Origin of the sequence: Paraburkholderia sp. RAU2J (assembly GCF_003634845.1) — a bacterium.
In the GTDB taxonomy this organism is placed as follows: Bacteria; Pseudomonadota; Gammaproteobacteria; order Burkholderiales; family Burkholderiaceae; genus Paraburkholderia; species Paraburkholderia fynbosensis.
The window spans coordinates 256,263-270,975 of the sequence record NZ_RBXG01000003.1; the positions used below are offsets into that span (position 1 = coordinate 256,263).

A 14,713-nucleotide genomic window follows, 5' to 3' on the forward strand; every position below is an offset into this window, starting at 1 on the left:
TCCCGCTTTCAATGGCGCAAGCGCCCCAATGCTTGTTGCGGAAAGAAGAACGCACCATAGCGCGTCAATAGATCGCTCCGGATTTCCACATCGCCATTGGTCAAAAAACTTGATCGACCGGACAACAGTTGTAGCCAGCTTTTACGCATTGCACGACATCTAGCGTGCTACCAACGAACCGGCGCGCGCAAATTGCTGCCCATGCAGATACGATCCATGTTGCGGGCCCTCCATCCTGAACCTAGGCCAAATCGGCCGCCTTCCCTATTTTTTCAAGGCGGTAACCGTAGCCGTAAATAGGCGTGACACGATAGCCGTGCTCTGGACGAAGCCCAAGTTTGGTGCGCAACGAAGACACATGAGTGTCCATCGTGCGCGATGGAACGTCCACATTGGTCTTCCAGATGACGTCCTGGATATGCGCACGCGAAAGCGGGCGGTTCAAGTGCTGAAATAGCAACAGTGCGAGATCAAACTCCTTCCTTTTTAGCGCGACCGGCGTGCCACGAACAACCGCCTGCGCCGTGGCCAGGTCAAATACAACATCGTCGAACTCTGCCTTGCTCGGCCCCCTGTCAAGGAGATAGGCTCGCCGCAACAATGCTTCAACGCGCGCCAATAGCACCCCCGCGGGGACAGGCTTGACGACGTAATCGTCGGCACCCAGGTTCAATACGCGGGCGATGTCGACCTCCTCGCCACGAGCTGTCAGGAAGAGCACCGGCAGACGCTCTGATAGGTTTTCCCGCACCCATCGGAGTACCTCTTCTCCAGACACGCCGGGTACATTCCAATCAAGCACGAGCAGGTCGAAACTTTGACGCCGCAACTGCTGAATCAAAGCATTTCCATTGCTGAACGCATAGCAAACGTGTCGCTCCGTTGACAGAGCACGACAAACGTAGTCTGCATCGGCCGGTTCGTCATCCAGGACTGCAATTCTCATCGTATTCCCCGCTTTCAAACTTCTTTTAATTTAGCTCGGCTATTGCACGACTATTTTATCTCAAAATATATATTGGTGATGCTTGACCATACGAATCGGACTGCGGCGCCCTCGAATTGTCCCGACACCATTTAAAAAAAGTCACCGCGCTACGTGAATCGTCAACAATGATCAATTCTTGTTGGTTTCTTGCGATCATTTTTTTGCTTCCGTAGCGAGCCGATTTCGAACGCGATAGACGATCCCATGGCGAAGAATGAAAGTCAATTTACCAATTCGCAACACCTTTTGAGCTTTATTCAAAAAGACCGCTGCCCAATTGCTGAGACAAAACGCGTTGTCACGTAGCTGAGCTGGGGGACTTACATACCGTGATGAAAAAGACGAAATGGTTCTATCACGGCCATCGCTTTCGGCAGCTCTCACCAGTTGCGCAGTTCGCTGGTACTTTCGGTTCCGTTCAGTCTGCGAGACATCGAAGAGCTGCTGTCTGAACGTGGCGTGGTCGTGAGCTGCGAGACGGTCCGCCGCTGGCGCGGGAAGTTGGCGCAGGCTTCACATCTCCCGTCAGGGCGGCTCGCCGGAGGCGGGGCACGACCTGGCATCTGTTGAAGTATTTCTATCGTTGCGTCGGGAGCCTTGCCTGCTTTGGCGTGCGGTGGATGAGCGTGGCTACGAATTCGACGTCCTGGTGCAGAAACGGCGGGAAAAAGCGGCCGCCGAACGGTTCTTCAGGCGCGTGCTTCGTTCATGCCCGGTTTCCCTCACCCGTCAGAGCGAACCCACGCCTTCAGCAGGCGCGCCGTCGACAATTCAATGTGACAACGTCGTTCATAACAACGTCAATCATGCGGTGTCGTTCGATGTATACGAGCCTCCTCGAGAAGCCAGTTGCGAAAGGCCCTTAGTGATGTGTTGTGACTGAACTCGGTTGGATAAACAAGATGGTATGCGGAGCCCAATTTCGGCTTTGCACTGAACGGTACGGTTAGTCCTAGTTCATGTAGTCGTCCCTCGACAAACACCTTAGGAACCAGAGCGATCCCCAGCCCCTCAACTGCGCCCGCGATGAGCATTCCCTGCATTTCGAAGCGAGCCCCTTGCGCCGTCCGATCGTCTTCGACGCCGAGATCGGCAAACCACTCGGTCCAACTGTCAGGGTTCGAAGTGAGCTGCAGCAGGGGATAGGCAAGCAGTTCATCGGCGGACTGTATCGGCTTCGTTATGAGCGATGGCGAACATACTGGAACCGGCTCCTCGTCGAAAAGAAAGTCAGTAGAGGTGCCGGGCCAAGTGTGTTGGTCACCATGGTGAATGGCAGCCTCGAAATGCGACTCGGTAAGATTGAATGACGTTATGCGAACGCTCATGTTGACTCGTATCCCGGGGTAGCGATCATTGAAATTTTTAAGCCTGGGAATCAGCCACTGCATTGCGAAAGTGGGCAATACCACGACTTCGAGATCGTCATCGCCTTGTCCACCGTGCGCGACTATCGCTCTTGTGGCACGAGCAAGGCTCTCCAGCGCGCTGCGCACCTGTCCACTATACAAGCGGCCAGCGCGCGTTAGCACGAGCCGCTGCTTCACGCGCACGAATAGCTGCACGCCGAGATTCGATTCGAGCGTCGAAATCTGACGCGATACGGCGCTCTCCGTAAGAGATAGCTCTTTTGCCGCATGGGTCACGCTTTCGTGACGGGCCGTTGCTTCATATGCTTGCAGCGTGCCGATATTGGGAATCCTAAACTTACGCATCTCGCTCTCTGAAAATCACCGAGTCAAACGTTTCATTTGCATAGCGGTGCAAACGAAAAGAACTGTCCCTCGTGTGCAGGTGCATCTTCATCAGTTATTTGTTGTGTCACGCGATCTCTTACTACTAGCCGCGCGACCAGTACGCCGTATCGTTGGTCTTGCACGTTACAACCCGGTTCCCTAACTTTGGAATCCAACCATCTTCGATGCATGCGTGCGCGCGTGTCATGCATGTCACGAGTTGACACTTGTCCCGCGGCTCGGATCGCAAGCGAAAAGTATGATTCGGCCTGGAATCTTCCGCGCGCGAGTGCACGCCTGAATTTGTTGAACGCGACGGCGCGGCCCACAGTACTTATGGCGAGACGCGTGAACCCGCTCTGGAGCTTCTTTCTGAAAGACATGAAGTTGAAAGACAGAAGTGATAGGTCCGACTGCATGGAAATTTGGATCAAAGTAGAATGGATCGAGGATGAGAGGCTTGGGGATCGCTACTCACCTAATTGCTGACGCTGGCAACGGTGGCGGCGATCTCCGCGACACGTGAGCCACAAGCTAACGAAGGCCGAATGTACACGCGCGCCTTCGGATGCAGAGATGTTCGAACGCAGCTAGATGCTGTCAACAGATTGACATTCATACGTAGTTGTTGCTTCAATGGATGTCCGCTCACACCAATGCGCAGACCGACTTGAGTAAATTACAATAAATTTCAACACGCTTTCAATTACAAACACAGCGCCATGGGGCATTCAAGAAAATCGTCACAAACGGGCCGGATTGACGCAACATCCAATGCACGTTCGACACTGTTCATCGGTTCAACTGAGAAAGCCTTTATGGTGTTGCATGCGTTCGACGGAGCTAGCCGCTACATGACGCTAGGTGATATTGCGAAAGCAGCCGGACTGGACCGCAGCTCCACGCAACGTCTTGTGCATACGCTTGAAGTGCTGGGTTACCTGTGGCGAGTACCCTGCACTCGTGAGTACGGCCTTACCTCAAAGCTCCTTCATTTTTCCTACAACTACATTCGGTCCCATGAGCTCATCGACAAGGGATCACCGTATCTGCTTGACGTCAGTTTGCGCCTAGGAGAGACCACCAATCTGTTCGAACTCGACGGCCATGAAATCGTTCTTGTCTCGCGTTATCCGGGCAAACACATCTGTAACATCGACTTTGCCGTTGGTTCACGGCTTCCGGCGTTCTACACTGCTTCAGGGCTCGCCATCTTGTCCCGCTTGCCGGAAAAGCGGGTTCTCGAGATTCTTCACCAGACACCCCTCGTTCCAATGACGCCATACACGCAGACTGATCCCACGAAACTGATCGAAGGGGTTAAGAGTGCTGCTAACCGTGGTTACGCGGTAACCGAAAATCAGACCGTGTTGGGGCATATTTCAATTTCCGCTCCGATCACCGATCACACCGGCGCGCCAGTCGCCGCAATCAACATTTCACTGCCTACCTCACGTTGCTCGATCGAACGCGCTGAGACAGAACTTGCTCAACATGTCCAGGTCGCCGCGACTTCGATTTCCAAGGCGAGGCCCTTGACATTGCCGCGTTAGTGACGTAGCGCTCCCGCTCGGGATGACGCGGCACTTTGACCACGGACAACCAGCCTCATAACCTCGCGCAGGAACCTTTCGGTCTCGACGGTTAGTATTGCTTGTCGTTGCGCTGACCGCTTGGGTGGATGTTTAGCCAAACGTCCGGCTTCCGGTCGCAGCAACGGTTGATGGGCCACTAGAGCAGCATCGGTCGGGCACCCGCTTGATGACACGCTGATGTCCTTGCCTCTAGACAACACGAATCGCCCGCGAAGCAAGGTGGACTATCCGATACCTGGGTCCCATTGCTGCCGAGCGCCGGCAAGACTGCCGGTTGGCGCCTCTTTGATAACGCGGGCTGGAACCATGTCATTTGACGAATCGATCCGATGCGAAACACATTAGAGGGTGTTAGGAACTTTGAGTTAGACCGGGTGGGTATCCTGGTGGAATAAAAAAACAGGCCATACCCAACGGATGTAGCGGATGAAGAGTGGTACTTCGCCGCTGCGTACCTGACCTTGATGAACAAAGACACGCCGCAGCGCCGCTACGAACTGCGCGAGATGTTCAACGCGCTGCGCCGGATCGTACGTGCGGGTGCGCCGTGGCGTTTGTTGCCCAATGATTTTCCACCTTGGGAACTGGTCTACCAGCAGACGCAACGCTGGATTCAGGCCGGCTGTTTCGAGGCCATGGTGAATGACCTGCGTTCGATCATCCGGATCGCCCAGGAGCGTCGTGGTCAACCCAGCGCGGTCATTCTCGACGGGCGGACCCTGCAGTCGACCTGCGAGAGTGGGCCTCGCGCCGGTTACGACGGCTACAAACGCAAACGCGGCAGCAAGGTCCACATGGCGGTTAATACCTTGGGGCAGTTGCTTGCTGTGCATGTCACGCCGGCCAACGAACAGGAATGCGCGCAGGTCGGAGAACTGGCGCGTCAGGTTCAGCAGGCCACGGGCCAGACGGTCGAGGTGGCATTCGCCGATCAGGGATATAACCGCGAAGAGTCTGCGCAGGCGGAACTCGACGAAGGGATCGAGCTTCAGGTAATCAAGCTGCCGGAGGCGAAAAAGGGCTTCGTGCTGTTGCCGCGCCGCCGGGTGGTCGAGCGTAGCTTCGGCTGACTCAACCGCTTTCGCCGACCGGCCAGAGACTACGAGCGATTGCCCGGCACCTTGGCTGGCTTGCACTTCGCCGTATTCTCCGTGCTTATGCTTGTTCACTTTGCATCCCTTAACAAAAGTTCCTAACACCCTTTAGAGGAATAATACTAACTTAACAGTAAATGTCAAATTGAACGTAATTGCATTGCGATTAAACAACATTGCAACACGCGCATCCCGACGCTTTTAAGATCGATTCGGAGGAGCCGCCTGCGTTCGTTGGCGGGCCGTTGTCACGTTGACTCGTGGAGGGCACGATGCTGCAGAAGGCGTGGGTTTGCGCAGACGGGTGACGGATTTTGGGCGAGCTCGGTGAACCAATGCCTTGCGGCAAAGCGCTCAGCGAGCTGCTTGCGGTAGAGCGTACCAGCGAACGACGCAACTGATGACGATTGCGGAAAGCGATGGCCGTGATAGAGCCATTTCGTTTTTTTTATCACGGTATGTACGCGACCAGCTCAGCTACGTGGCAACGCCGGCGCATGCCAATAAGTGCGTCACCGAAAGTTCGAGCGTGGCCGACTCAGCTCGTGCAGGCTGTCTTCCCGGAGCGAGCCATCGCCCCGACAAACTCACATGAGATCAAACCTGTAAAGCTTCGCAGGCGTGTCCACGAATATCGCCCGGCGCTCGTTTCGAGCAGGAAAAATCGCGTGCAGCAGGCGGAGCGTGCGATTGAAATTCACCCGTGTTTCGAACTGCGTATGGGGCCAGTCGCTGCCCCACATGAGCCGCTTCACACTGAATGCCGTTTTCAGAAGCTGAATGGCCTCGTCTACATCATCGTAGTCGTGCCTCGAGTTCTGCCAGCTTCGATAGGCAGCCGATACCTTCACCCACACGCGCTGCGAGTTCCCAAGTTCGAGAAGACGGCGAAAGCCCGGATCATCGATGCCTTGCACGGGGTCGGGTCTACCGAAATGATCGACCACCACGTTCACGCCTTCGTCCAGAAGCGGCCGGACGATGCGCTCGAGACGTGCCGCTTCGGCGTGCACTTCGACATGCCATCCAAGTTCCCGGATATGCGCAAGCGTTTGCGCGCTCACCCAGCGATGCAGTGGCAAACCGGCCTGCCCGATCGGATTCAGGCGGATGCCGACGATGCCCGCCCGAGCCATCGCCGTGAGCGTGTCAAGTCCGCAGTGCGGCTCGATCACGGCGACGCCGCGAAGGCGTTCAGGCGCGCGACGTAACGCGTCGAGCAGATAACCGCAATCAGTGCCGAGAAAGCTGGGCTGCACCAGTACTGCGTGCGACACACCGTGCTCATCCAGTTGCGCGAGATAGGTGTCGAGCGGCGCATCGTAGTCGGGCACGTAGCGGCGCTGTCGAGCGAGCGGCAAGCCGTACTCGAACACATGCGCATGCGCATCAATCGACGCAATACGGGGCCGACGATGCACTGCCAGTGTTTGACTCGCGTCCGAACCCTGTTTCTCCATCATTGATGTTCCTCTACTATCCTTCAGCGACCTCGCGACAACGGTCTTCTTCAATGCCTGCGCGCCTGCAACAGAGTGCCTGCGTGCCCTGCTTCAGGCACGACTTCATCAAGGACTCGGCCGCGCGTCTCCGGCAGCATGAGTACAGACAGCACCACGATCGCATAAGCCAATCCTGCACCGATGCCGATGGCCGTTCCGAGCGACATGGTCGCCGATATGTGACCAACGAGCACGGGAAAGCCTGCCGACACGACGCGGCCGAAGTTATAGCAAAAGCCGACTCCTGTGCCGCGGATGCCACGCGGATAAAGCTCGCTGAACAGCGCGCCCATGCTCGCCGGAATGCCTGCTGCGAAGAAGCCGAGCGGAAAGCCGAGGAACAGCATCGCGGTGTTGCCGAGTGGCAGAAACAGATAGGCAAGGACAGTCAGCACGCAGCAGATTGCAAACAGGAGGATGGTCTTGCGTCGCCCGATACGGTCGAGCATTTGCGCACTCGCGAGGCACCCGAAAAAGAACGCGGCGATCACAACGGCGAGATAGCCGCCCGTGCCGAGCACCGACAGATGGCGTTCAGTCTTCAGAAACGTCGGAAGCCAGGTCATCAGCGCGTAGTATCCGCCATGCGCACCGACACCGAGTAATGCGCCAATGAGCGTCATGCGCAGCACTTGCGGAGAAAAGATGCCGACGCCAGGTCTTGAAGCCTGTGCATCCTGTTGACGCGCGGCGCGCGCCGGCGGCACTGGTTCCTGCACGCAACGTCGGACATAGAGGATCAGTAGCGCCGGCAGGATGCCGATCGCGAACATCGCGCGCCACGCCATCTCGCCCGGCAGCATCGAGAACATCAGCGCATAGAGCAGCACCGCCGCCGCCCAACCGACGGCCCATGCGCTTTGTACACTGCCCATCGCCTTGCCGCGATGCTCGTTGCGGATCGTTTCCGCCATCAGCACAGCGCCAGCCGCCCACTCTCCGCCAAAACCGAAGCCCTGCAAGGTCTTCAGGAAAAGAAACTGGGGATAGTTCTGCGCGAACGCACAGAGAAACGTGAACACGGAGAAGAAAGCGATTGTCCATTGCAGCGTCTTTACGCGTCCGAGCCGGTCGGACAACATGCCGGCCGCCCAGCCTCCGAGCGCGGCCGCCACCAGCGTGGCGCCGCTCACGAGTCCCGCTTGCGTACGGCTGATCGACCATTGCGCGACGATGGTCGGAATCACAAGGCTGAATATCTGCACATCGAGTGAATCGAGCGCCCATCCACCGAAGCACGCCCAGAACGTGCGTCGCTCGCTGCTGGAAATCTCGCGAAACCACTTCAAGATGGCTGCCTCCTGCGTTCGCGATCCGTTCGTGTGGACCGGCGTTTTGCTATGAGAGACGACAGTCAGCAGATCTCGGCCTGATAAATGAATTCGCTGGCGGGACCGCGCGAACGCCGCCATTCGAGCGGTTGCCTGTCGTATCCACACGCGAGCCGCTCGATCACCACAGCGGGCGCACCCGGCTTGATGCGCAAGAGCCGTGCGTGCAGAGGGCCGATCGCCTCGACGGTCAGTGTTTCTGTCGCACAGGCCACGACCTGGTTGCACGTCGCCTCGTACACTGGATATAGGAGGTCGCCGATCTCCGTCAGCTCAAGTTGCGCAAACGCGGCAAAGCGGACGTACGGCAACCATATCTCTTCGGCGAGCATTGGCACGCCGTCGATCAGACGAAGACGCGACATCTGGATGACCCGCGCGTTACTCGAAATCTGCAATGCGGCAGCGACGGCGGACGGTGCATCGACGACATCGCGACGCAGGATGCGGCTCTCGGGAATGCGCCGCTCGCCCTGGCGCGTTTGGAAACGGAAGAAGCGGAACAGCGAGCTGTCGAAGCTGGCGCGGCGAACGAACGTCCCCCTGCCCTGGAAGCGCTCCAGCAAACCCTCCGTGACGAGCAGATCCACCGCCTTACGGACCGTGCCTACGGCCACGTCGTAGCTTTTGGCGAGCGCCTGCTCGGTGGGAATGGCCTCACCCGGCCGCCAGTAGCGGGCCGCAATCAGAGCAACCATTTCATCGCGCAGCCGCTGGTAGCGAGGTAGCCGGTCTTCAGCGTGCATCATCGTCTTTCAGGAATTCATATATATGAATGCATAGATCAGTGTCGTGTCGGCTTGGTAAAAAGCCTGTACGTCCTTAAATTACGGCCTGTAGCGCGTTTATACCTATTGCGCTCAAACAAGTCAACGAAAACATATATATGAATTTGAACCGTTTCGCCGCATTAAGGCACTAAGATAAAAATTCGCGGCCCGGTCATGGATGACAAACAACGGCTGTGTCAACTTGGCGGGCACAGCCTACCTGTGTCGCTCAAGAGTGGGTATCCTTAGCAAATAAGTTTCTCGACTGCGGCAGAGACAGTCCAAGCATGCCATGCGGCGAAGCGTTCTCTGAGTACGGCACGATGACAAGCCGCGTTCATCCGATGTCTGGGCAACGCGAAGGGCTGCCGGATCGGGCCAAAGCATGAGAGAAACGCCTGCGTGCGACGCGGATCGCGAAAGCCGCACATCTGGCGTTCGCGCCTGCGGGTCGGTTGGTGGCTGTGCTCGGCGCGGTTGTTCAAGCGTGCCGCTGCTTTGACGAAAACGTGCTTCACATGAGCGAGCTCGGGAATCTCAGCCCTCGCCGCCGGATAGCTGCGCAGCTGGTCGCTAACGATCCGGCGCGGCGCCGGGTTTGAACGTAGCAGGCGCTTAAAGAAGCGCTTTGCCGCGGCCTTGTTGCGCCGCTTTTGCACCAGCACATCGAGTTCGGCGCCATGCTCGTCCCCTGCACGCCGCAACAGATACGGCTCGCCGCGCAGCGTCACGAACAGCTCGTCCAGATGCCAGGTGCTGCCCGGATTGCGCCGCGCCGCTTTCGCGCACTGGGCGAATCGAGCACCGAACTTGTTGCACCAGCAACGGATCGTTTCGGACGTGACCACGACACCACGCTCAAGCATCAACTCCTCGATGTCGCGCAAGCTCAGGCTGAACCGGAAATACCAGCGAACCGCGCAACTGATGATGACCGCAGGGAAGCGGTGGCCGTGATAAGGTGATTTTGTCTTTTTTAATTCATTCTACCGCCGCCTCCCCACCAACCTGACAGCGCCAAGAACAGTCCTGTGACCTATCAATATCTCTACATTCTCACAAATAAACTGCATGTTTAACTGGAACCGTGGCCGCTGATACTCAATGAAATATCAGCGGGCCGGCAGGCAACGAAGCGACGACGACCCCGCTTTCCCGGTATGCCGATGAAGAATGCTCGCGAGCAGTGCGCCGACCCCGAACTCCCAAGGCGCAATGCGATGCGAATAGTTGACCGTGTTGACGAGCGCTCCGAATCGCGGGCTCGATATCGTTACGGTATCGCCGATCTGATGCGTGAATCCTTGCCCCGGCACGTTACGATCTGCGGTCGGTGCAAACAACGTCCCGAGATAAAGCATCATTCCGTCCGGGTATTGATGGTGAGAGCCCATCGCTTGCGCAACGAGTTCTGACGGGTCCCGGCTGATGCACTTCATGGAACTCGCCCCTGTCAAAACATATCCATCTGTTCCTTCTACGCGCAGCGAGAGCTCCGCGGCCCGAACATCATCGAGACCGAATGTACTGTCGAAGAGGCGAATGAACGGGCCAATAGAAGCCGACGCGTTGTTGTCTTTCGCCTTACCGAGCAACAGTGCACTCCGGCCTTCGAAATCCCGAAGATTGACGTCGTTCCCAAGCGCGGCGCCGACGATTTCCGCCCGGCTGGTCACCGCCAGCACGATTTCAGGCTCCGGGTTATTCCACTGCGAATTTTCATGAATTCCGATTTCGCTGCCGGTGCCGACGGCGGACATCGGTTGCGCTTTCGTGAAGATTTCCGCATCCGGACCGATGCCGACTTCCAGATACTGCGACCACATTCCTTCCTGAATAAGCACGTGGCGCACCGCCCCGGCTTGCTCAGACCCCGGGCGGACGCTGGCGAGCCGATCGCCCAGCACGGACATGACACGCGCGCGCACTTCATCGGCCCGGCTCGCGTCGCCGCCCGAGCGCTCCTCGATCACCCGCTCCAGAAGGCTTTCGACGAACGTCACCCCGCTTGCCTTGACCGCCTGTAGGTCACATGGCGCGATGAGCCAGGGGGCGGACGGATCGCGTCGATCGAAGGCGGAATTGGCAAGAACCGGGTCCAGCGCCGCAAGCCTCGGCAGGTTAGCAGCGGCCTCCTTAAGCCGAAGGCCGATTTCTGGTTGTTCAAGCAGCGTGCTGGTCGTCAGCGCGACCGACGACACATCCACCAGTTCGCCACCGATAACGGCAACAGGACGCGGCCCGCCGATAGCGGGGCACCACGCGCGCCCCACGAGCACAGCCTGCTCCAGATCGTCCGGCAGCGCGGATCGGTCATTCAATGGCATCTATCTTTCTCCAACCTGTATGGGTTATTGCCGGGCATCAGTCCGGTGCACGCTCTGCTTATGCCCGGACACCGGCGGCTCACATGATTGCGCTAATCTGCCAGGGGACGAATTCGTTTTGTCCGTAACCGTGCTGCTCGCTACGGGAACGTGTCCCGGAGGCCACGTCGAGCAGCAGTTTGAACAGCACTGCGCCAAGTTGCTCGATCGTTGTGCTCCCTTCCAGCACTTCTCCGCAGTTCAGGTCCATATCGTCGGACTGACGTTGCCAGAGTGCCGTGTTTGTCGCGAGCTTCACCGACGGCGAGGGCGCGCAGCCGTAAGCTGAACCGCGTCCCGTCGTGAAGCAGATCAGGTTCGCACCGCCGGCAACCTGGCCAGTAGCCGACACTGGGTCGTAGCCAGGCGTGTCCATGAACACCAGACCGCGCGCCCTAACCGGCTGAGCGTATTCGTACACCTCGACAAGGTTCGTCGACCCTGCCTTTGCGATGCCGCCCAAGGATTTCTCGAGGACGGTCGTCAAGCCGCCGGCCTTATTGCCCGCCGACGGATTGTTGTTGATCTGCGCCCCTTGCCGCTGTGCATACGCTTCCCACCACCTGATGCGATCGACCAGCTTCTGTCCCACTTCGGGCGTTACCGCGCGGCGGGTCAACAGGTGCTCGGCGCCATAAATCTCCGGCGTCTCGGAGAGAATCGCAGTACCGCCGTGCCGCACGAGCAAATCGACGGCTGCACCCAGTACGGGATTGGCCGTGATGCCCGAATATCCGTCCGACCCACCGCATTGAAGGCCAATGGTGAGATGACTTGCCGAAACTGTTTCCCGCTTGACGTCATTCGCGTCGGGCAACATCTGCCGAACCAGTTCGATACCCTTTGCAATTGTCAGGGTCGTGCCACCGGTGTCCTGAATCGTGAAGGTTCGCAAGCGGTCGTGTTCTTTGAGCCCCTGAGTTTCGAGCAGCCGCGAAATCTGATTAGTTTCACAGCCCAGGCCGATGATCAGCACGCTCGCGAAGTTGGGATGGCACGCATAGCCACCAAGCGTGCGCTGGAGCATCGCGAGACCATCGCCTTCTGAGTCGATGGCGCAACCCGAACCATGGGTGAGCGCGACGACCCCATCGACGTTCGGAAACGCGGCCAGCGCTTCGGGACGAATGTCACGGCGGAAATAGTCGGAAATGGCTCGTGCGACCGTGGCCGAGCAATTCACCGAGGTGAGAATGCCGATGTAATTGCGCGTGGCCACACGGCCGTCTTCACGCACAATGCCCTGGAATGTCGCGGGCTCGGTTGACGGGACAGTGGCACGCACGCCCTGACTGAATGCGTAGTCACGGGCGAATTCGCCCATCGCAAGATTATGCGTATGAACGTGCTGCCCCGCGCGGATCGGCTGGCTCGCAAAGCCGATGATCTGGCCATAACGGTGCACGGCTTGACCCTGACCGATGTCGCGTGTCGCCACTTTGTGACCGGGCGGGATCAATCCGGAGACCGTCACCGCTTCCCCATCCAGCACCGTGCCGGACATAAGCTGATCCAAAGCGATGACGACATCGTCAGCGGGATTGAGTCGAATGACGCGCACCGGCCTGAGCGCGGTCGATGAGACGGACTTGCCCGCAACAGGGGACGACATGGAACTACTCCTTCGTTTCTCAATGCGTGACGACAGTTTCAGGGCCGGCTGCGCCGCGTCGCGTGACGCGCCGCACAGCCGTGTTCAAACGACGTTTCAGCCGGCGCTCCACGGCGTCTTGCACCGTGTGTATTCCAGTTGATAGAGCGTGGAGTCCGGCGCAACCGCAGCGGCCCCGGGCAAAGCAGCGAGTCCGGCAATGAACGCGTCCACCGCTGAGCGGACATAGTCGGCGCGGCATCCTTCGATCATCACTATCCATGTCGGCACCTCGGTGCCTTCCGAACGCGCCTTCTTCTCCGCAGTTTCCACCTTGCTGACGGCCTCATCGGCCAGACACAGGTGCACGCCCGTGATGCCGCGCTGGTCGGCGAGCGGCGGCAAGACCTGCTGACGCAATCCCTTCACGACGTCGGCCCGGGCCGCGGAAGGCACGTCGAAGCGCACCGTCATGAGATTGGCGCCCTGGCCCACGCCGTCAGAATACGCCACATGGCAGATCGAGCGGGCCACGCTGCGAAACGAGGGAACGACCTGCTTCGTCCACGGCGTCGGCGAATTCAGCCGAAGCAGGTAGTCTTGCGCGCCGAGCACCTCCACGGTGTCGGCTTCATACAGATTGAAGTACTCGGGTCCCGCATCCAGCGCAATGTAGCGCCGGCCGCGCCTGAACCCGGGAATTCCGGCGCGTTCCGGCATGTGCTCGCGGTTGTGCCACTCGTAGAATTCATCCTTCGCTTCCGGCAGCAGGTCATGCCAGATCGCGACCACGCCCGTTCCAGCAAGGCTCATATCTCCTCCTTCTACAGGTTCAATCGTTTTATCGTGCCAACGGATATTCGCCGCGGACCCATGCCGCGCCAAGCGAATCCGCGTATTGCACAACCTTCTGGACCTGCTCGCCGAGTCCGCTGCCACCAAGGGTCATGGTGTCGCCCGCTTTCAGAAAGACGGGCGGCTTCTGACCGAGGCCGACGCCGGGGGGCGTCCCGGTAATAATGACGTCGCCAGCCATCAGTGGCATGAAGCGGCTGAGATACGCCACGATATGCGCGACGTTGAAAATCATCGTGCGTGTATTGCCCGTCTGACGACGTGAGCCGTTAACGTCAAGCCACAGGTCGAGCACCTGCGGGTCGGGCACTTCATCACGCGTGACGAGCCACGGGCCGAGCGGGGCAAAAGAGAAGCCGCTTTTGCCCTTGGTCCACTGACCCTCGCGTTCGAGTTGATAAGCGCGTTCGGAAACGTCATTGGCAAGGCAGTAACCCGCCACATGATCGAGCGCGGAGTCTTCATCGATCTGCCAGGCGGGTTTGCCGATCACCACGCCCAGTTCAACCTCCCAATCCAGCTTTTGCGCGTCTGCCGGCAAGATGACCGGATCGTTCGGACCGCTGATCGAACCCGTATGCTTGTTGAACACGACGGGTTCCCGCGGGATCGGCGTATCGGTTTCGGCGGCATGATCGGAATAGTTCAGGCCAATGCACACGAGGTTACGGACATTGCCGATACAGGCGCCGAGGCGCGTGCCCGCTTCCACGGTGGGCAGACGATTCAGATCCAGTTCGCGCAGCTTTGCAAGGGCCGCTGGCGAAACAGTCGTTCCATCGATGTCGTCGACGATGCCGCTCAGATCGCGGATCGCGCCGCTCGAATCGATGACACCGGGATGCTCCTGACCAGGCTGGCCGAAACGGACGAGACGCATTTGAA

At 58.5% G+C, this 14,713-nt stretch carries 10 protein-coding genes and 3 pseudogenes; 3 read left to right on the forward strand and 10 right to left on the reverse strand.

The features are described from left to right. Positions 1–241: 241 nt before the first annotated feature. Positions 242–946: a response regulator transcription factor gene (locus tag B0G69_RS32605; protein ID WP_121324234.1), complete on the reverse strand. Its 705-nt coding sequence runs from the start codon at positions 944–946 to the stop codon at positions 242–244. A gap of 374 nt (positions 947–1,320) precedes the next feature. Here B0G69_RS32605 and B0G69_RS32610 point away from each other — a divergent pair. Beyond that, positions 1,321–1,703 (forward strand): annotated as a pseudogene (locus B0G69_RS32610) (DDE-type integrase/transposase/recombinase); the annotation flags it as partial. Positions 1,704–1,788: 85 nt separating this feature from the next. Here B0G69_RS32610 and B0G69_RS32615 read toward each other — a convergent pair. Further along, a complete protein-coding gene (locus tag B0G69_RS32615; RefSeq protein WP_121324235.1) occupies positions 1,789–2,703 on the reverse strand; it encodes a LysR substrate-binding domain-containing protein in 915 nt (304 codons plus the stop codon). A 743-nt stretch (positions 2,704–3,446) separates the two neighbouring features. On the opposite strand from B0G69_RS32615, the gene B0G69_RS32620 reads away from it, so the two are divergent. Beyond that, complete coding sequence (locus tag B0G69_RS32620; RefSeq protein ID WP_121324237.1) at positions 3,447–4,277, forward strand: IclR family transcriptional regulator; 831 nt, start codon at positions 3,447–3,449, stop codon at positions 4,275–4,277. A gap of 443 nt (positions 4,278–4,720) precedes the next feature. Then, positions 4,721–5,515, forward strand: a pseudogene (locus tag B0G69_RS32625) (IS5 family transposase); the annotation flags it as partial. Positions 5,516–6,000: 485 nt separating this feature from the next. Here B0G69_RS32625 and B0G69_RS32635 read toward each other — a convergent pair. From B0G69_RS32635 to B0G69_RS32670, 8 genes and pseudogenes are all read right to left on the reverse strand, one after another. Beyond that, positions 6,001–6,876, reverse strand: a complete 876-nt coding sequence (locus B0G69_RS32635; RefSeq protein ID WP_121324240.1) for an amidohydrolase family protein — start codon at positions 6,874–6,876, stop codon at positions 6,001–6,003. A 47-nt stretch (positions 6,877–6,923) separates the two neighbouring features. Continuing rightward, a complete protein-coding gene (locus B0G69_RS32640) occupies positions 6,924–8,207 on the reverse strand; it encodes an MFS transporter (protein ID WP_199731488.1) in 1,284 nt (427 codons plus the stop codon). Positions 8,208–8,269: 62 nt separating this feature from the next. Beyond that, entirely contained in the window at positions 8,270–8,992 is a 723-nt protein-coding gene (locus B0G69_RS32645) for a GntR family transcriptional regulator (protein WP_121325065.1), read from the reverse strand. A 269-nt stretch (positions 8,993–9,261) separates the two neighbouring features. Then, positions 9,262–9,996: pseudogene (locus B0G69_RS32650) on the reverse strand (IS6 family transposase); the annotation flags it as partial. 132 nt (positions 9,997–10,128) lie between these two features. Continuing rightward, a complete protein-coding gene (locus tag B0G69_RS32655; protein WP_121324246.1) occupies positions 10,129–11,343 on the reverse strand; it encodes a fumarylacetoacetate hydrolase family protein in 1,215 nt (404 codons plus the stop codon). Between the two features lie 79 nt (positions 11,344–11,422). Beyond that, on the reverse strand, positions 11,423–12,994 hold the full coding sequence (locus tag B0G69_RS32660; RefSeq protein WP_121324248.1) for an altronate dehydratase family protein: 1,572 nt from the start codon (positions 12,992–12,994) through the stop codon (positions 11,423–11,425). Positions 12,995–13,090: 96 nt separating this feature from the next. Further along, positions 13,091–13,765: a hypothetical protein gene (locus B0G69_RS32665; RefSeq protein ID WP_241991589.1), complete on the reverse strand. Its 675-nt coding sequence runs from the start codon at positions 13,763–13,765 to the stop codon at positions 13,091–13,093. Positions 13,766–13,814: 49 nt separating this feature from the next. After that, positions 13,815–14,708 carry a fumarylacetoacetate hydrolase family protein gene (locus B0G69_RS32670; RefSeq protein ID WP_121324251.1) on the reverse strand — a complete coding sequence of 298 codons (894 nt, stop codon included), beginning with the start codon at positions 14,706–14,708 and terminating at the stop codon, positions 13,815–13,817. Between the last annotated feature and the right edge of the window lie 5 nt (positions 14,709–14,713).